Genomic DNA, 17,823 nt, shown 5'->3' on the forward strand with positions numbered 1-17,823 from the left:
CGATCCCAGGTAAGTGTCTACCTCCATGGGGCGCCATATCGAGTACAGTCAAAGAGTCGCTGAGGCTTGCCTCCAGACTGTTTCAGCTGTCCGCCCATAGGACGTCGTCAGATTGCGTTCCCACATCAATGGGGGGATCCTTGGCTTCCACTATCGAACAATTAGTGAGCGAACTTGGAACAACGCTTCTGAATGGCCTCGACGAAGCCAGTCGAACCGCACAACAAGCGCCCGGGCGCTTCGCTGACGTTCTTTCAGAGGCTGTCGGAGAGGCTGAGCGGGTCACCGAAATGCCTTCCGAGCTTTGGGACAAGCTGAAGCAGGCGGTCAATCCCCCTGACTGGCTCAGTCTGATGATCTTTCTTGCGGTGCAGCTGCAAAAGGCCGTCGGAGAAAAGCTCAAAGTAGGGGTATTGGATCCAGGCGAGAATTGGAACCGAGCCTTGCTCCTTACCTACACAGAGCCTGTTGCGAGTGGCGACGCCGTCTTGAGTCTTGCGATCGCATTGGGGGAGAAGCCGATAAGCGGATTTATCGTTAGCACCCGCAACAATCCAAAAATCGACTCAGGTGCGGGTCCCGTAAAGGTCGCCGCCTCCGGCGACGGCGATGTCGAGTTTCGTGTTCCTATTGGGGGTGCAATCACCAAGCAGGGGAATGGTCGCGTCTCCGTCGAGATCGAGTTTGCTCAACCTATCCTCCCCGGCCAGAACGACGCTCCCCTTGTTCTCGCAATAGGCGTGCCCTCAATTGGATGCACGTTGAGCGCCGCAGATGATCCAGCATCGATCACTTGGAGCGCGTTTGCGCGAATGGGCAACCGCGAGAACCCCGGCTTCAAAGCTGCAGTGGACCTCAAGAAGCAGTTTGGAGATCTTTGGGGCATCCTCAACGTCAACCCACTTGATGAGCGGTACAGTCCTTCCCTCACAATAGCAAAAGGGAAGTCCCCAACCTTCGATCTCGGCCATGCGAGCGCGTCATGAGTGATTTGGGAAAAGTCACGACAGAACTCGATGTGATGGGCGCCACGGGACAACCTGACACACTTGTCTCCTTTAATCTGGTGGTAGCGGGTACCTTCCACCTTCCAGGGCTCGCGGCTTCGGTCGACCGGTTTGGAGTAGCAGTTGAGATCAAGCTCAACAAAGCCGGGAACGGGGATTTTGGCCCATTCGACTACGTTCCGAAATTTACGGTGCCGAGCGGGATGTCGGCCGAGCTCAATCTGCCGCCCGTCAGTGGTGGAGGCTATCTTGCCAAGTTCAGCGACAGCGAGTTGCGGGGGGCATTCAGTGCCAACCTCGGCATCATCGATGTCAATGCGTTGGCGGTGATTGGGTTGTCCAAGTTTTCTATGCTCGTCATGATGGCGGCTGAGTTTCAGCCGCCGCTGCAGCTCTCCTTCGGGTTCACGTTGGCTGGGGTCGGCGGACTGGTCGGTGTCAACCGTCGGGCTGACAGGGACGCCCTGACCGAGGCGACCTCCACGGGCGACCTCTCGCGCCTCATGTTTCCCCGCGATCCCGTCGCCGAGGCTCCGCGACTGCTCGACGTTGCCAGCCGGTGCTTCCCCTACGAAGAGGGTGGGATCATCGTCGGGCCGATGATCAAGGTCGGTTGGGGGACCCCGACAATGCTCTCGGCGACATTGGCGGTGATTCTTTCTACCGCTGATGACAAGGCCATCATTCTGGGGCGTATCGCAGCAACAATACCGGCCGAGGCGGCGCCGGTCATCTTTTTGCAAGCTGTCGTCTATGGCGAAATCGATCAAAACGGCATCCGCATCGATGCATCGTTGGCGAACTCCCGGATCATCTTTATGCCCATCGAGGGCGATTTCCGGCTGCGGTTGATCACAGGACCTGATCCACTGTTTGCTCTCTCCGCTGGGGGGTTCTATCCCGGCTTTCCAACGCCGGAAGGCATGGCGGGCATGCGGCGCCTGCGGATCGACCTCTCACCCAGCCCGCTGATCCGGCTTCGGGCAGAAGCGTATCTTGCGATCACCACAACCGCGATTCAGTTCGGCGCGAGGGTCGAATTGCAAGTGGGCGTGGACGGCTATGGAATCCATGGATACCTGCAGTTCGATGCCTTCATCAACTTCGACCCGCTCGCCTTCGAGGCACGCCTTGTGGCTTCGGTCAGCGTGGAGTGCGCGGACTTCAACCTGATGAGCGTGACGCTGAATGCTGCTCTTGGGGGGCCCTCCCGGTGGTATATCAACGGTCACGCAACGATCGAGATTTTGCTCTGGGACATCGATATCGATCTCCCTTCGCTGAGTTGGGGGCCAGAGGCTGAGCGCATTCGGGCCCGTGATCCGCTGGAGGCTTTCGTCACGGCGCTGAAGCTCTCCACGAACTGGACTGTTACGTCGGCCAGTGGCCCGCAGATCGTAAAGCTCCGATCAGGGCCTGGGGAAGAGACCCTGATCCACCCGCTGTCGGGAATCTCGTTCCGGCAAAACAGCGTTCCGATCGAAACCAAACTGGCCCTCATGGACGGGGTAAGCCTCGAGAAGCCTGTGGTTCTGCATGTTGCTGCCCACAAGGGGGACGTGTTCCCTGTGCCGGATCAGTTCATTCCGGCGCGCTTCATCCAACAGGACGATAACGCAAGGCTCAGTCGAAGTGGATATGTCGATCTGCCGGGTGGGTTCGATGTCGAGCCCGCGCCTCCTACAACAGGTCCAGAATCGGTCCGCGTTTACGACTATGAGATCAGAGAACTCCGTAACAGTCATCTCGGGCTCCTGCCACTCCGGCGGGACGATTTGACGGCGCCTGTCCATGGGGTCACCGTTCGTCCGGCGAAAGAGCGGCCCGTCCTGATCAGGATCAAGGACCCGACCACACCGATCGACAGTGATGGCGGGCTAACGGATGCAGCCGGATGGATCATGGATAAGGCTCCTGCTTGGGAGATGCAGGCATGACCGTGCCGCGATACTGTTTTCTGCCTTACGCTCGCCGTGGAGCTGCTGCGGGGATCAGCCATGGTGGGAGCGCGGATGCAGGACGGGCGAAGTCCACAATCGCCTTTGCTGTCTTACTAAACGACGAGGACGGGACGGAACTCGGCAAAAACCCCAAGGTAGAGGTGACATACGAGGTTCTGGGACCCGGCAACGTGCTGGGCATTGATGCTACTCAAGTCGTTCGAATGGTGCCTCAGCCCAACAGCCACAACGCCGAGCCAAACTACCTCGTCCATATCGAGTTCGCCCATCCCGACATGCCGTGGCTGTTCAGCCCCGAGGCCCCGGACGATCACAACCACCTCACACCATGGATCAATCTCATCGTCCTTGAGGAAGTGGACGGGTCGCCCCTTGTCATGCGGCCGGGATCGCCCAATCCGACTGTGAGAGTGGATCCCGGCAGCCTTCCCAATCTCAATGAGAGCTGGGCTTGGGCACATGTGCAGGTTGTGACCGACGGATCTCCTGCCGAGCTGGTGAAAGATTGGGAGCGCAACCGGGGTAGGATCGTGTCCCGGCTTGTCTGCCCCCGAAGGCTCGAGCCGAACCGGCGATGGCTCGCCTGCGTGGTGCCAACATTCAGTGTCGGGGCACAGGCCGGCCTCCATGCACCAGGCGAAGCTTTGGACCGGGGCGCTTCGGGACTAACATGGAAAGTTGACTCGGCTGAACCGGTGGAACTTCCCGTCCTTCACCATTGGCGATTCGGGACTGGACCGGCTGGTGATTTCGAAACGCTTGCGCAAAAGCTCAAGGGAGCTGTGCCCGATGGACTGGTCGGCGAGCGGCGCGTCTATGTCGATCGCAAGCTGTCTCGACTGCCCGACCAATTTCCATTTGATGGAAAACTCCTTTCTGTTGGAACCGCGATCTCCCAAAACGGGCAGGCAGGGCCGCTGTCGCTGCAATCGAAGGCACCGGACCTGACGCGGCGCAAGGCCGTCGGAACGGCTCTCAAGGAGCTAGCGAACCTTTCCGAAGGCAATGACGAACGTGGGAGAAAACGACGGGTGGTCGGACCACCCCTTTACGGCCAGTGGCATGCGCAAAAGATTGCAATCGATGCTGCCCCCAGCGGCGAACCTGTGGTTCACCCTGACGTCCCCTGGTTGGCTGAGCTTAATACCGATCCTGAAATGCGTGTGGCCGCGGCACTGGGTGCACGGGTCGTGCAACAGGATCAAGAAGCATTGATGGCAGAGGCGTGGAACCAGCTCCAAGCCATTTCGGACGCCAACCGCAGAGCCCGTTGGGGACTCGTCTACCTGTCAGCTGCGGTGCCGTTGCACAGCAAACGCCTACAGCTTAGAAGTGCTATAGGAATTCTGAAGCTCACAGCACCCGTTCTCGGCCGCCTGCGTCTCGACGGTCCGAGCAAGACCATCGCAGACAGGATCTCAGCGACAGCGCTCCCCTTGAGCCTTATCAGCGCCAACTTCCACCGGACCGCCCGCTACGCGGTCCGCGCTGTCGAGCGTGCGACAGGCCTGCGTGAGGTGACTGCCGCTCTGCAGGTGATCGACAACGTTGCCGACAAGATGCTGCTCGGCAAGAATCCTGCTGAGACCAAGCGCTTTTCGCTAGTGCCACGTTTGGCGCCGTCGCGCTTCCGGGAACTGTTCCTTGAGGACGCTATCGCTGAGAAGATAAAACTGGCCACAGGGCTGTCATTGGAGGATACAGTCCGGCGTCTTGAGACGTTCGAGGCGACGATCCCAACGATCGAACAGAAGATCGATGACGCGCGGGAAGTCGCACACGCGCCGGACCCGGGGATCGGGGCGGCGCTGCAGCACCAGCCGTGGGTGGTGATCGAGAAGGCGCCAAGAACGGGACGGGAAGTCGCCACAGCTCCGGGGTGGATCGTTTCGAGGGGAGGCGAGGGGAAGTCTGCCAAGCGGCAGTCGGCGGTGCAGAAACTTGTCGAAGTGGACCGAGAGCGGCTCGCCAACATCGGGGCAATACATAATGAGCAGCGCCAGGCAGCCCCCCCTGATGCTCCTCTGTTCTACAAGAAACTCCGCCTTCAGGCGGGCCGAGCCCGCAGAGGAAGGGATGTTCACCTTTTTGCGGGCTCGACTGAGAACGAATTCAGGGTAAGAAATATCTCAGCTGAGGCGGCCAAATTTGTGGTCTCTCGGACACAACTCGACAACCTGAGGAGCTTTCTGTCGGCGGCCACGACAAGGAATGCCCAAAGGGACGCGCGAGAGGTCGACGCGCTCGTGCGATACAATCGGCTGAGCAGCGTATTGCTCTCCGAATTCAATCTAGACCGACAAATCGACCCCGCCATGAGGGTCGATGAGATTGGAGAGATCGGGCAGATACTGCCGGGGATCACCACGGCCGACCAGGCCGCCGCTCTGCCCTCGATCGTTCCTCTATCGACCGCCCAGGCACGGGAGATGATTGTCACGGGCCTAGAGCCGACAAAGCAGTATCTGAAGATGCTCGGCTGGGCACTGCAGCTGACAGACGACACATCGGAGCCAGGTCGGCCAAGACGGCGGACGCCGGCTCATCCCATCATGGCAGCCCCCCACTTTGATAATCCGGTTGTTGAGGCACTCAAGCGACTCGATGCAGAATGGGTTCTTGGGCATTCCGACCGATTGCCGCCCAACTCCATCAGCCTGTTTGTCACCAATGCACGTTTCGTTGAGGCATTTCTGGTCGGAGCTAACTACGAGATGGCCCGCGAACTCAGGTGGCGGCGGTACCCGACCGACCTGATGGGCACCAGCTTCGCCCGGTTCTGGCCAACGCAGGAGGATACACCCGATATCGATCCCATTCACTGCTGGGCTGATTTGCTGGGCAGGCATGGACCGGCTGACGATCTGCATCCTGACGAGGATGTCGTGGTGGTGGTGCGTGGCGACCTCCTGAGGCTCTATCCTAATACTGACATCTCAGCAGTTCATGGGCGCATTGAGGCGATCCATGACGGTCAACAGGCTCCCGACCGGCGCCGATTTATTCCTACGCCGGACGTCCCGTCCATAAGGCAGATGTTCCGGGGTTCACTCGATCCTGACGTGACCTATGCTGGCCTCGCAACCACCAGAGCGAAGTTGACAGAACCCGATCGCGATGACGGCAGCTGTTGGTACATCGCATTAACCCAGCCGATGGATGAGGCACGGTTCGGACTCGACGAAGAGCCGCCTGATGGGCCTCCCACACCGCCGACTGGGCCGGAGACGCTCTCGTGGCAGAACATGGCCGCGTTTCTTGAGAACGGCAATCCGAATCTTACCGTCAAGAATGAGATTCCAGGATGGAACTACGATGCCGCGAAATGGGGGCCATCATCTGACGGCGGCCAAATCGCTTCCATTCTGCTCCAGCAGCCATTCCAGGTCCTGCTCAAGGCGAGTGATTACATTGTCGAAGAAAATTCCTGATGACCTTTATCACAACCTGGAGCGCGATTTGCCTTTGGCACTGCTTCCGGTCCGGCTCGAGGTACGGTTTGGAACTCGTCCAATCGGTGCCGCCGGAAGCGAGCGCGCTATGCCGGTTCTGCGCGTTCGCATTTATCCCGATGAGATTTCGGTGCGAGACCACAAGCCTGACCTGACTGCCCTGGAGGTAGAAGCGGGACAGGCGTACTGGGACGATCTCGCGAGAGCAGGCGAGAATGCAGGCGCTGCGGAGCGCGCATTCTGGGAGCAGCTGAGCCGGCGGGTTGGTCCGTACCGGGCCGCTCATGTTGCTCACCTGACCAGAGGCGGCTACGCCGGTACACTCCGGAGCGGACGATCGCCGCCGACAGCCGACATTTTGCCTGATCATTGGGTGGTGACGGCGTGGGCTGCCGGAAAGCGTGTCCTATCGACGATCAGCGGCCCCGTCCGCAAGCCTTTGGCGGTTGGGCCTCGCCAGGATGACCAGTACCGCCTCTCACTCGATCCCCGCCAGGGACTGAAGTTCGACGCCGAAACCAGGTGGCTCGCCGACTATGCGGATGCTGAGGCCGCCGGGATGGCAGTGACTGTCGATCTTGCACACTTTGATGAAGCAGGAAATGAAACCGTCTTGGTCGCCGTCGGCAGCACGATTGACCGGCTTTTGGTTTTCGGTCTGCGGGAGACCTTGGCCGACGGTGAAAGTGCTGAGACAGAGGCCAAAGCTTTGGCCGATCTGATTGGGCAACACAAGGTGCGGCATGGGGCCCGCTTTCTGCCGCAGGGAACGCCGACCAACAACCTCAAGGGAGCCCGCTCAGGCTGGCAGTCTCGGCCTGATCCCCAGGCTTTACGCGCCATTGAGGCACCGCCCCCTGATCCTTTTCCAACTGATGTTTTGCGTGGCGGCGGGACAAACGCACAAGTGTTAGCCGCCGCCTTGGGCCTACCCGCGGGAGCACTGAGCGATCTCGAGTTCGCGAACCTTCGGGAACAGAGCCACGCACGCTTGATGAACGAGGCCCTTTTCCCCGTAACCTGGGGGGAGCTGCTCGGCAATCTTTTCATGCCAACTAGGGTTGAGATGCCCCGGGATGACGGCCTCGTCGATGGGCTCGACGATGCCTACCGGTTTGGACGGGCACACTTCCGCGACTATGTGCGCGGGCGCGGTCCGCTCCCCGCGTTGCTCCTTGGACGTCAGCCCTACGGGGTACTGCCGATCACCGATCCGGCGGCTTGGTCCAAGCAGGAGGGTGAGCCGGCAACCCTCATTCAGCTGACAAAGTTGCTTGCGGACCTGCGCCCGTTCTGGAGTTATGCGGCAAAGCAGGCCCCGGAGCTACCACATGTCGCTCCGGACATTGACGCCGCTAGTCGGCGGCTCCTCGAGATCATGGGGACGGGGCCTGTTCCACACCCCCGTAGCTATGGGGTTAGCACTGTCACCGGGCAACTCGGCACGCTGGTGGCCAGTGGCCAGAAGCCATTGCCCTTCGTCGACAGTAACGAGCAGACAACCTTCAAGTCGCTGTCAGCGACCGTCACCAGCAAGGTTTACCAGCACTGGTTAGCCGTGGTGTGCGGGCTGCCCAAGGACGCGCGGATTCTCGACTTCGAAAGAGAGGACCCGCTGCTCCTTACGATTCCGTCAGTCGCCGATACCGCCGGGGTGGCTCCAGCAGATTATCTTAAGAAGCTGACTGAAGCAGCCCCCAAGACGCTGATGCAGCCCGGCTTTTGGGCCGGGCAGGCTCCCTCCGATCTCCTGTCCCAGCTTTTGATCCGGTCATTGCTCCTCGCGAACGAGCAGTCCGCACTGGCTCTGGTAAAATCTTTCGATCGGGGCATTCACTTCGACCTGATCAGTCAGTCGCCTGAGTTGGCGATGATTGAGCAGGCAGGAAAGCCTTCTCGGTCTGGTGTGATTTCCATGACATTCGATGAGCTGGCAATCGCATATCAAGTTCAGCCGGCGGGATCTCTGACCGCCGAAGCCCGTCAGACAAGCCTTTCTGACCTAGTGTTTGATGTTCAGATGGCTGGGCTCGCCGTTGCTGAACCTGAAGGCGAGGGCCCGCCGACGACGCAGGCCTTCATGGACACACAGAAGGCGGTGCTGGGACTTTACGAAGCAGCCATGCGCCCGGAGCGACCAGACGGCCTCGCGGCCGCCGACTTCGAACGACTGCTGGGTGAGACACTTGCAACTTGCGCGACCAGGCTCGATGCCTGGATTACGTCCGTGGCAACCCGGCGGCTTGATTGGCTGCGCCTCAAGCGTCAAAGCGGCTTGAGGATCGGTGCCTACGGGTGGCTTGTAGATCTGCCTCGTGAGCCCATGCCAGAGCCTCTTCCCGAGCAGCTCGAAGGCTGGGATGTCAATGCGCCGCAACCGGTCACGCCTCGCAAGCAGGTTGGCTGGGTTCATGCTCCTTCCCTCGCGCAAGCCGAGACAGCTGCTGTGCTAAGATCGGCGGAGCTCAGTCATGATGATGGCACGGGCAGCACGGTGGCGCGGATCGACCTTACCTCGACCCGCATTCGCGTCGGCAAAGACATTCTCGACGCGGTTCAGAACGGTCAGTCAATCGGTGCGGTTCTGGGTTACCGGCTCGAACGGGCGTTGCAAGATGCGAACCGCGCGCATCTCATTCAGGCGTTGCGCGACCTGTTTCCGCAACAAAGCGTACCCCGCACGACCGATGACCCTGAGCAGGTGGTGCCCCGGGATGTTGTCGATGGCGAGCGCGCGTGGAGTGCTTGGCGGAGTTGGAACATCTGGCGGGCGGACATCAACCAGAACCCTCCGGGTGGTTTCTCACGCGAAAAAATGCGGCAGTATGATCCGGTCTTCAAAGAGACGGATGCCGTCCTGAGGAGCATTGATGCCGCTGTGGAGGCTGTTTCTGACCTCCTGGTTGCGGAGGGTGTGCACAATATTGTCAGCGGCGACCACGAACGGGCGGCCGCGACCTTGCGGGCTGCTGCCTACGGCGAGCCACTACCAGGTGGACTGGAGGTCATCCGAACGCCACGTAGCGGCCAGACCATTACACATCGTGTGGTTCTTGTCGTCGAGGGCAGCAATCCAAATATTCCCGGATGGAACGACGAGGCACCGCGAGCCCGGCTATCACCTGAACTCGAGCGCTGGGCAAGGCGGCTCTTGGGACGGGCCGATCGTTGGGAAGCGGAAGTCTATACGGGCAAGGCTGACGGGTCAGAAGAACTCAAAAAAAGTGTCAATCTTGCCAAGTTGCAGCCCTCGATCTGCGCTCTGGACGTCATCTATGAGGCGAGTGGGGGCGAAGCTGCACAGTCGCTTCTCGCAGACAGAATTGTGGCCAATGCTCAATTGGCTGGTGGTCGCGTGCGCCAGATTCCCAACGCGGAGTTCAGCTGGGATCAGCTTATCGCTCTCGCGGGGGCCGCGCGTGATGTGCTTTTAGCCGCTCGCCCCCTGACGCAGCAGGATCTTCAACTCCCTGGTGAAGACCCTGCCGCAGCGCCGAGCGAGGCAGTGCTGGCTCACCTCAAAGGCAAGGTCGAGGAAGCGCGACAAAGGTTCCGAACTGCCCTGACGAACCTTGAAGCGGCTTACGCGCAGCAGGCCGATGCTGATGCCATAAAGCAGGGTCTCGAGCGACTGGCCGAATTTGGGGTGCCCGGTGCGTCCCTGCCTCCCGGTGCTGCGGTGGTGCAACGCGTAGATGCGGTAATCGCGGGCGCTCGGGTGATGTTGAGAACAGCAGACGATGCTCTTCAGGCTCGCGAGAACGAGAAGCGGCCGCTCCTCGACCGCCTCACGACCACAGCACAGGCGCTGCTTGGTCCGATGACGGTTCTTCTCCCTAGGCTCACATCCCCGCCCCAGTTGGGGCCCGATTCTGTTCCGGCCCATGTGGATCGCTCCGCGATTGAGCAATGGATCTCACGCACAGGGCGGGTAAGATCGGCAGTTGCTGCGCTCAAGGACCTGAGGGAGTTCAGCACCTTCCTAGGAGCAAAAGACCTTTCGACACATATTGCCCAGCTGCCACCGAAGCCACAGGACAACTGGCTCGCAGGCCCACTCAAGGTACGGGCTGCTGATCCGGACATGAACCCGCTGCGTCGCTTCGAAACGATCGGAGGACCACGGATCCACATGCTTATCTTCACCGACGGCTCCGCGCTTCCCGACGATATCACTGGGCTGGTGCTCGACGAGTGGACCGAGGCAATTCCGGCGGTCACCCAGAACACTGGGGTAAGCTTGCATTACAACGCGCCGAACGCGCGGGCGCCCCAATCGCTTCTGCTTGCAGTCCATCCTAATCCAGATGAGCAGCCTTGGTCGTGGTCGACGATCGAGGCCATGCTGGGCGATACGCTAGCCCTGGCAAGGCTTCGGACCGTAGAGTTGCCGCAGCTCAGACCGACCGCTGTCGACGAATACCTCCCAGCGATCTATGCTCGCGATGGCTTCCCAAACACCGACTCCTTACATCGGATCGCGCGGCATTGGCTCCTGTCCGGTGAAATGAGTCAGTGGCTTGCTGCCAATCAAGACATGAGGCTCAAGAATGGCTAGCATCACAACTTGGGCCCGTATCGAACCCCACGCGGCAACAACCGACATTGATGTTGGCCTCGCGGCTGAAGTCGCTGATCCTATGTGGCTTCTGGCACGGCAGCTGCAGCTCGGGGAGTTCACGGGCGACGACGGCGGCTCGCCGGTTGACATCCAAGTTCAGGCGTCCTGGTCGCAGCTCGCGCGCTTCCGGCCGGGGCTCCATTCAGACGATACGGCAGGAGCGATCGACTACGATCCGACAACCCTGCCGCTCGAGCCACTTATCGAGGCCGAGCCGATCGATCCGGAACGTGCTTGGGGGATTAGTGTCCGGTCCGGGCTCAGGCTGGAGCAGGATCTCCAAGCAGGCGGGCTCGGCGACACGGTACCTCTCTTACGAACCAGGTTCCCGTTCGCCGCCTCTTTCTCTCGCACGGGGACACCAATCCTCAACAGTGTCCATGAAGAGCGCTATGCAGCGGTCTTCGGCGGAAAAGTTACCGACGGTCTCTCGGTGAGAACAGCGCATGCAAATAACAACCTTGCGGACATTCGTGCAGCGGGAGACGTTGAGGTGTTCGATAAGGTCCTTCGCGAGTGGATTAGCTGGCTTGAAGGCGAACTCGAGATCAGGCGAGATTCGAGTGAGACACGCAATGCATGGCAGCCCAAGCGGCTCGAGTATGCTTTCTCGATTTCGTCACCGGGATTTGGTGACGAAATCGCGATGACCGCGTCGGAGTACGATGGCTCGGGGCTCGACTGGTATCACGTTGACAGAGTGCAGGGCACACTCGGTCCGATCGGCACGGATGCGAATGCCGGCATCCTCCAGTACCGCCTCTTGCCTAAATCGGTGACATTCCCAGGTATGCCAGGTGACCGCTTCTGGGAAATGGAGGACGGCCTTATTGATTTGGGAAGTATCGATGCTGGACCGACCGATCTGGCGCGCATGCTCGCAACGGAATATGCCGTCATTTACAGCCCAGATTGGTTTATGGTTCCCGTAGAACTGCCGGTCGGCAGCGTTGCGCGTATTGAATGGATCGTTGTCACTGACACGTTCGGGGTGGCCACCTGCGTAGGAACGGCTGCAAGTCAGGCTCACGATCAGGGCGGGCGCATGTTCCAGCTCTCAACAGTCAGTGACCAAATTGCCGATGAGCCGTTCCTGCTCATCGCTCCGGCAACACTTTATGGGCAGCAGAGCGCCCCCCTTGAGGACGTTCTATTGCAGCGCGACGAGCAAGCCAACCTTGCCTGGGCCATTGAAAAACTTGTCCTGGGTCCGGCAGGGCGAGCAGTTGAGGTGCCACCGGGAAAACCTGAACCTTTAGATTTGCAGGACTATCCTGCGGAAGATCCCAGACCGGACCTGATTTATCAGGTGGCCACCTGGGTGCCGAATGGTTGGCAGCCTCTGGTGGCGGTTCCGGTTGAAGGAGGTGCAGAAGAGGGGAGCGAGAGACACCATATGCTGGAGCGGGCGCTCCTGTTGGAGACCGATGCTCTGCGCCTTCGGCTAGCCAGCGGTCAACTCGCTGCGGAAATCGATACGATCTTTGAGGAAGAGGTCCGACGGGATGGCCTCAGGCTACAGATGGTTGATCAATTGGTTCGCTGGACCGACGGCTCAACCCATCTCTGGCGAGGCCGGCAAAAGAAGGCTGGCCGTGGAGAAAGCCATGCTGGGCTTTATTTCGACAAGACGTCACCACCAGGACGCTAATGCCGGGGCATCATGGCTGTCAAAGAGCCAATACACGGAGCAATGGTAATGGTGCTCGGAACGTCTAGAGCATCGGACGATTTGTCGGACCCGCTTGGTTCTCCACCTCTGCCCAGCGGAGAGGGATGGGGCGTCGTGGATCTGCCTTTTGGTCCGATGCTCTAGCTGGCTATCAATACGCCTGATCGCTGGTGAGGTGAGATCCGACCGCGTTGTCTCCAGATCCTACGAGGTAGTGAGTACGACAACACAGCGATAGGCGGTAGCATTCTCAAAGCGGTGGTGCTGACTTAATGACGAAGTCAGGAAGCGTCTACCCTGCTAACCCTAGTATCTGATTTTACAGTAGCAGCGTAGCGCCTTGGAGTTCAGTGCAGTTGTAGTGCAAGCTCTTCGTAAAGTAGCGCGGACCGGCTCTGAGGCTGCTGTCCGATCTAGCCTTTACATAAATGTTTGTGATGAATAGGAACTCTACGATGCATTTTGAAAAGCAGGGATCCGGTCCGCCCGTGGTTCTCATACACGGGATAGGTGCTTACTCATTCTCATGGAGAGAGATGACTACAGCGCTCCGCGAAGATCACACGCTTTATGCGCTTGATCTGCTTGGTTTTGGCCAGAGCCCGGCCCCTCCCAATTTTCCATATACGATGGCCGCACAAGCCGAGGCCGTCAGTGCGTTCATCAAGGCGCAAAGCCTCATCAATCCAGTCCTCATTGGCCATTCAATGGGGGGTGGAGTTGCTTTGCGAATTGCTGAGCAGGCAGAGCGGAAAGGTCAACCGAAACTCGAGAGACTGGTTCTTATTGCACCGGTCGCCTACCCGCCGCCGAAAGCAAGTCTCGGGCCGGACCTCAATAGCCTAATGGGGTTCTTGGGCAGTCCTGATCTCGATTTGTCCATGATCAGTGTTCAATTGGTCACACAGATCCTTGATGAAGCTTACGCGGACTCATCCCTGATCAGTGCAAAGCAAGTTGATGGGTATGCTAAAGGATTGTCGTCTCGCGCTCAGTTGAAAGCATTTCTAGAACATTCGAGGCGGCTGAGTGAGATTGCTGTCTCAGCAACAGATCTGGGAAATATCACCATTCCAACACTTGTCATTTGGGGCGAGCAAGACAGCTTCCTGCCGCCGAGCGATGGTAGACGGCTCAAGGACGCACTCGGGAACGCTTCCCTTGAGATGATTGATAACTGTGGTCACATTCCACATGAGGAGCGACCTGCCGAAACCAGAGCGCTTCTCAAGAATTTCCTTTAAAAGGCGATTGCTGCCGATCTCAAATTGAACACTTCAATCAATTTTGCTGGGAGCGGAATAGGCCAAGTCCGGGAGCTGAAAAGTGAGTGCCTGCACACTCACGTCCCAACTCACACAAGGCTTATATGGTACGTCCGGTACGCAATCACTCAAATATCTTGAGTTGGCTGGCGACAACCCGGCGCGGTTGAGGTCATTGGGGAAGCTCGGCGAGGCTAAATTCAGCCATTGGAGGGGCCAATGAAACGTCCTCAAGGAGAGAAAGATGCATTCTCACGCGCTGCTGCTGGATAAGCTCTACACCAGCCTAAACAAAAAGGATCACTTAGCAATGGCTGAGTGCTACGATAAGGATGCAGAGTTCACCGACATCGCCTTCAACTTGCGAGGAGAAAACAAGATCCGTGCCATGTGGCACATGATATGCCTTACCGATCTGAAGGCGACATTTGAGATTCTCGTTGTGGACGATCAAACTGGCACGGGCGATCTCGTGGACGAGTACACGTTTGGGGACACGGGACGCCGAGTGCACAACGTTATTCGATCTAATTTTCGATTCCAGAACGGGCTGCTTGTCCAGCATCACGATAAATGTAGCGCATTGAAGTGGGGACTTCAGGCACTCGGGCCTGTCAAGGGAGTCACTGCCTGGCTCATTCCTTCAATACGTAGAGCTTCAGCAGACAGAAAGATCAACGCTTTCATTGAGGAACATCCAGAGTACAGATAGTCGCTCTCCATCAATCGATGCTTCATCGAAGCCGCCGATTCATGTCTAGACGAGCATAGGCCCTGCTTTCTGAAGTACGACCGAACCCAGAGATCAGGACCATAAGGCTGGAGCTGAGGACCAAACCCGCGCAGAGCCTGCAGCGCAATGGAATGCCGAAGCCTTCATGCACAGGATTAAGCGCGACTATGTCCGGGTGAGGCGGATCGCGGAGGCTCGTACCGTGATGGAGAACTTGCTCTTATAGTTCGAGCACGACGACAGCCTTCACGCGCATAATGCGCTCAGCTGTCGTTGCCCCCGGGAGTTCATTGTCTCACACAACCGGATGATCTGTCCGATTTTTCGGAGCAACAACAGTTCAATACCGGAGTAGATCCAGTCCAAGCTAACGTCGGTCTTACAAAAGACCTTCGCTAGTTAATCAAGCGATCTTGGCGCGAGTCTGCTCAATCGGATCGGCTTGCGACAAAACCAACAATTTTCCCTTGTTGATCCTAATCTGCCACCGATTGGACGAAGAAGGTGATGTCGTAATTGGCGTCGGCGCCCTGTACGTTCCTGGTGTAATCGGCGTCCATGACCTCAGTTAAATCGATGTAACCTATATCGTCATCGCTGATCACATCATTTTCAACGATTTTCAGGTAGAACTCACCAGCGGGAACGATCTGCGTGATGTCCATGCTAAGCTCATCGCCAGGAGCAAAGGACCCAATACGAAAGCGGACTGGTCCGAGAACTCCGAACAAATCATCGGATCCCGTATAGTCATTCATCGAGTGGCATTTCACATGCTTGATTGTTACGAATGCAGGCCTGGACATATGATCCCCCGCCTCTCGCCTCCACTGGGCGTTTTGCATCGATAAGAAGCTAATTTATCTCATAAGCTTACTTCTGGCGCAAGCCACTCCATCTTTGGCCGTGGAAGCATTGCGTCAAAACTTGAAGTGGGTCCGAGCTTGTTTCGACATCCGGGTGAGTTCACAGTCCGTCTTCTGATTGTGTTCCAGCGCTCCGCGGACAGCTCACAACGGAGTCGCAAGTATCTCGGGCTTCCTTCACAAGCTCAACCTTCCCAGCCGAGGCTTGTTTCAGCTTGGCGCAAGAAAAAGCCCCTTACGCGAGAATGCTTGAAGGGGCTTGAAGTGAGGCGAAGGCAAGGGTTGCGAGGCCTTCAGAGGGGCTAACGGATCAGGAGCAAGAGTTATTCCATCGGCTGACCCAATTGTAGAACGAGTAATCCTTACCAGGAGGCCAGACTTCGGATCTGCCTCGAACCAGCGCTCCGGATCACGTGCAGTGGCCTATTTCGTGAGCTCTCGTATGATTGCGGTCAGCTCAAGGCCCGCACGCCGGGTTGAGTCGCTGTCGTAATGCTCATCTCCGGCCCGCACGCTGTTGTGTTGCAGTACCCCTTGCGTGAGGCCGCGATGCTCCCCGCCCAAATAGGTCACCGTTGTCCTGACAGCACGGCGGAACGCATGCGGGCTCAGCCGGACCCCTATTGTGGCTTCTACGGTGTCCGTGATTGCAGTACCCACAGCCGAGTAGGTGAGGGGCTCTCCCGTGACTGCGACCCACAACGGGCCGGACATGTCCTCTAATGAGCCGCCCGGAAGCGAGTGCATGGCTTTGGCTTCGACCATTTCACAGTGAGAGGTGGCAGCCTGTCGGGCCAGCAGAATAGGGCGGTAGGTGGCGAGATATCGCTCCACCAGCGGGTTGAGATATTCCGGCACCTGCCTCTCGTCCACTCGGCTGCCCTTCGTGTCCTCAGCCTCGAGGACGATCCACCAGTTGCCGTCAAGATGGCGGAAGCTGGACCCGAGCATCAGTTCGCCAAAGTTCTTGTGCCGGATGGGGCGAACCGCGAGCAGGGCTATCATCAGCCCGTTGCGGGCCAGACAAGCCCGCTTCTTTGGACTGAGGTGAGAGGCATTCTCGGCCTCCTTGAACAGAGCTTCCCCTGCATGTATCAGCTCGTTGGTCATGACGTTCTCGCGACGGCGGTTCGAGCGTGCTTCGGCCCCAAAATCCGCCTCGATCCCACGCAGCCAGATCAGGTCTTTCTCCGGTGCCAGGATCTCGGTCATTCGCCTCAGCTTGAACACGGACTGGGATCGAGTGACGCTGCTCCACTGTGGCTCGACTAGCGTAATAAAGTGTTCGGTGGCCTCCGGGGTGACGTGAGAGCCGGCTGGTGCACTCGGGTTGAGCTGTCCGGCCTGCATCAGAGCCCAGAGGAAATAGCCATAGCGCCGCGCGAGATCGTCCTGGGAGACACGCTTCATATGAGAAGCACGACCACCAAGGCGAAGCCGCTGCGTGGGGCGGCACGCCTCAGCCCAGGCACGTTGGTCGTCGACTGGCCAGGAGCGGAGGGGAAGGGAGCGTACCATCTCGGTCACCTCATGCCAGCTGATGAGAGCGCCTGTTCTCGCGAACAAGCGCCGCAAAGATCTGGTTGGCCTCGAGCGTCTCAAGACCGATGTAGTTGTTCATCGATGTCGCCGTACCCTTGTGCCCAAGGACCTTCGCAACGAGCGCATAGTTGACAGGGAACTTCTTAAGCAGCATCGCGGCTGCAACATGCCGGAACTGATGCGCGGTGACCCGCAACCCGGTCCGCTGCTCCACCATGTTGCGGATCTGGGCACTCAGGAGGTGCGGGGCCTTAAACCCGCCGTTGTTCACTCCCGGAAACAGCCAGCGCTCGTTCGAGCCGCGCAGCAGCACTGGCCGGTGCACCTCGATGTACTCGGGCACCAGGGCTGTCAGCTCGGCGTCGAACGTGAACTCGAGATCCACATGGTTCTTTACCTCGTGGGCTTCGTATTGCAGCCAGAAGAGCCCTTTCGGCCCGCCGACCCGCAAGAGATGCTGATCGAGTTTGGTTGCCGCGAGATTACCAATGCGCACGGGCGCCACGATCAGGATGGCGATTGCGATGGCGATCTGCGCTTTCAGGGCCGCTTTATACGGGCTGGTCGCGCGCTGCCGCCGAGCCTCACGCATCAGGATCTCGGGCAGCGCACTGACCCGCGCCCAGATGTAGTAGTCGGCATTTGATCTGACATTCAGCGTCAGAGAGTGATCGGGTTGAGCCTGTCCGGCAGGATCAGGCTGC

At 58.8% G+C, this 17,823-nt stretch carries 10 protein-coding genes; 7 read left to right on the plus strand and 3 right to left on the minus strand.

Features of this window, described 5'->3' with window-relative positions; all coding sequences use genetic code 11:
- The first annotated feature begins 140 nt into the window (after positions 1-140).
- The 7 genes from ILT44_RS23340 (at position 141) to ILT44_RS23370 (ending at position 14,690) form a co-directional block, all read left to right on the plus strand.
- Entirely contained in the window at positions 141-986 is an 846-nt protein-coding gene (locus tag ILT44_RS23340) for a hypothetical protein (RefSeq protein ID WP_204242009.1), read from the plus strand.
- Complete coding sequence (locus ILT44_RS23345; RefSeq protein WP_204242010.1) at positions 983-2,944, plus strand: DUF6603 domain-containing protein; 1,962 nt, start codon at positions 983-985, stop codon at positions 2,942-2,944. The genes ILT44_RS23340 and ILT44_RS23345 overlap by 4 nt, the downstream gene beginning before the upstream one ends.
- Positions 2,941-6,399: a hypothetical protein gene (locus ILT44_RS23350; RefSeq protein WP_204242011.1), complete on the plus strand. Its 3,459-nt coding sequence runs from the start codon at positions 2,941-2,943 to the stop codon at positions 6,397-6,399. Before ILT44_RS23345 ends, ILT44_RS23350 begins: the two co-directional genes overlap by 4 nt.
- A complete protein-coding gene (locus ILT44_RS23355) occupies positions 6,380-10,978 on the plus strand; it encodes a hypothetical protein (RefSeq protein ID WP_204242012.1) in 4,599 nt (1,532 codons plus the stop codon). The genes ILT44_RS23350 and ILT44_RS23355 overlap by 20 nt, the downstream gene beginning before the upstream one ends.
- Positions 10,971-12,692, plus strand: a complete 1,722-nt coding sequence (locus tag ILT44_RS23360) for a hypothetical protein (protein WP_204242013.1) — start codon at positions 10,971-10,973, stop codon at positions 12,690-12,692. Before ILT44_RS23355 ends, ILT44_RS23360 begins: the two co-directional genes overlap by 8 nt.
- A 476-nt stretch (positions 12,693-13,168) precedes the next feature.
- Entirely contained in the window at positions 13,169-13,957 is a 789-nt protein-coding gene (locus ILT44_RS23365; RefSeq protein WP_204242014.1) for an alpha/beta fold hydrolase, read from the plus strand.
- A 265-nt stretch (positions 13,958-14,222) separates the two neighbouring features.
- The gene (locus ILT44_RS23370; protein WP_204242015.1) at positions 14,223-14,690 is read left to right on the plus strand and encodes a nuclear transport factor 2 family protein; all 468 of its coding nucleotides are present in this window, start codon (positions 14,223-14,225) and stop codon (positions 14,688-14,690) included.
- A gap of 497 nt (positions 14,691-15,187) precedes the next feature.
- Here ILT44_RS23370 and ILT44_RS23375 read toward each other — a convergent pair whose 3' ends face one another.
- From ILT44_RS23375 to ILT44_RS23385, 3 genes are all read right to left on the minus strand, one after another.
- The gene (locus ILT44_RS23375) at positions 15,188-15,376 is read right to left on the minus strand and encodes a hypothetical protein (RefSeq protein WP_204242016.1); all 189 of its coding nucleotides are present in this window, start codon (positions 15,374-15,376) and stop codon (positions 15,188-15,190) included.
- A 624-nt stretch (positions 15,377-16,000) separates the two neighbouring features.
- Positions 16,001-16,987: a site-specific integrase gene (locus ILT44_RS23380; RefSeq protein ID WP_204242017.1), complete on the minus strand. Its 987-nt coding sequence runs from the start codon at positions 16,985-16,987 to the stop codon at positions 16,001-16,003.
- Between the two features lie 118 nt (positions 16,988-17,105).
- Positions 17,106-17,823 (minus strand): site-specific integrase (locus tag ILT44_RS23385; RefSeq protein ID WP_204242018.1); only part of this gene is annotated, 718 nt, incomplete at its 5' end.

This window comes from Microvirga arvi, assembly GCF_016892765.1.
Classification (GTDB): domain Bacteria; phylum Pseudomonadota; class Alphaproteobacteria; order Rhizobiales; family Beijerinckiaceae; genus Microvirga; species Microvirga arvi.

Coding starts and splice junctions, on each gene's coding strand:
- ILT44_RS23345 (WP_204242010.1), top strand. CDS start 983: ATGAGTGATTTGGGAAAAGTCACGACAGAACTCGATGTGATGGGCGCC.
- ILT44_RS23350 (WP_204242011.1), top strand. CDS start 2,941: ATGACCGTGCCGCGATACTGTTTTCTGCCTTACGCTCGCCGTGGAGCT.
- ILT44_RS23360 (WP_204242013.1), top strand. CDS start 10,971: ATGGCTAGCATCACAACTTGGGCCCGTATCGAACCCCACGCGGCAACA.
- ILT44_RS23365 (WP_204242014.1), top strand. CDS start 13,169: ATGCATTTTGAAAAGCAGGGATCCGGTCCGCCCGTGGTTCTCATACAC.
- ILT44_RS23370 (WP_204242015.1), top strand. CDS start 14,223: ATGCATTCTCACGCGCTGCTGCTGGATAAGCTCTACACCAGCCTAAAC.
- ILT44_RS23375 (WP_204242016.1), bottom strand. CDS start 15,376: ATGGACATCACGCAGATCGTTCCCGCTGGTGAGTTCTACCTGAAAATC.
- ILT44_RS23380 (WP_204242017.1), bottom strand. CDS start 16,987: ATGAAGCGTGTCTCCCAGGACGATCTCGCGCGGCGCTATGGCTATTTC.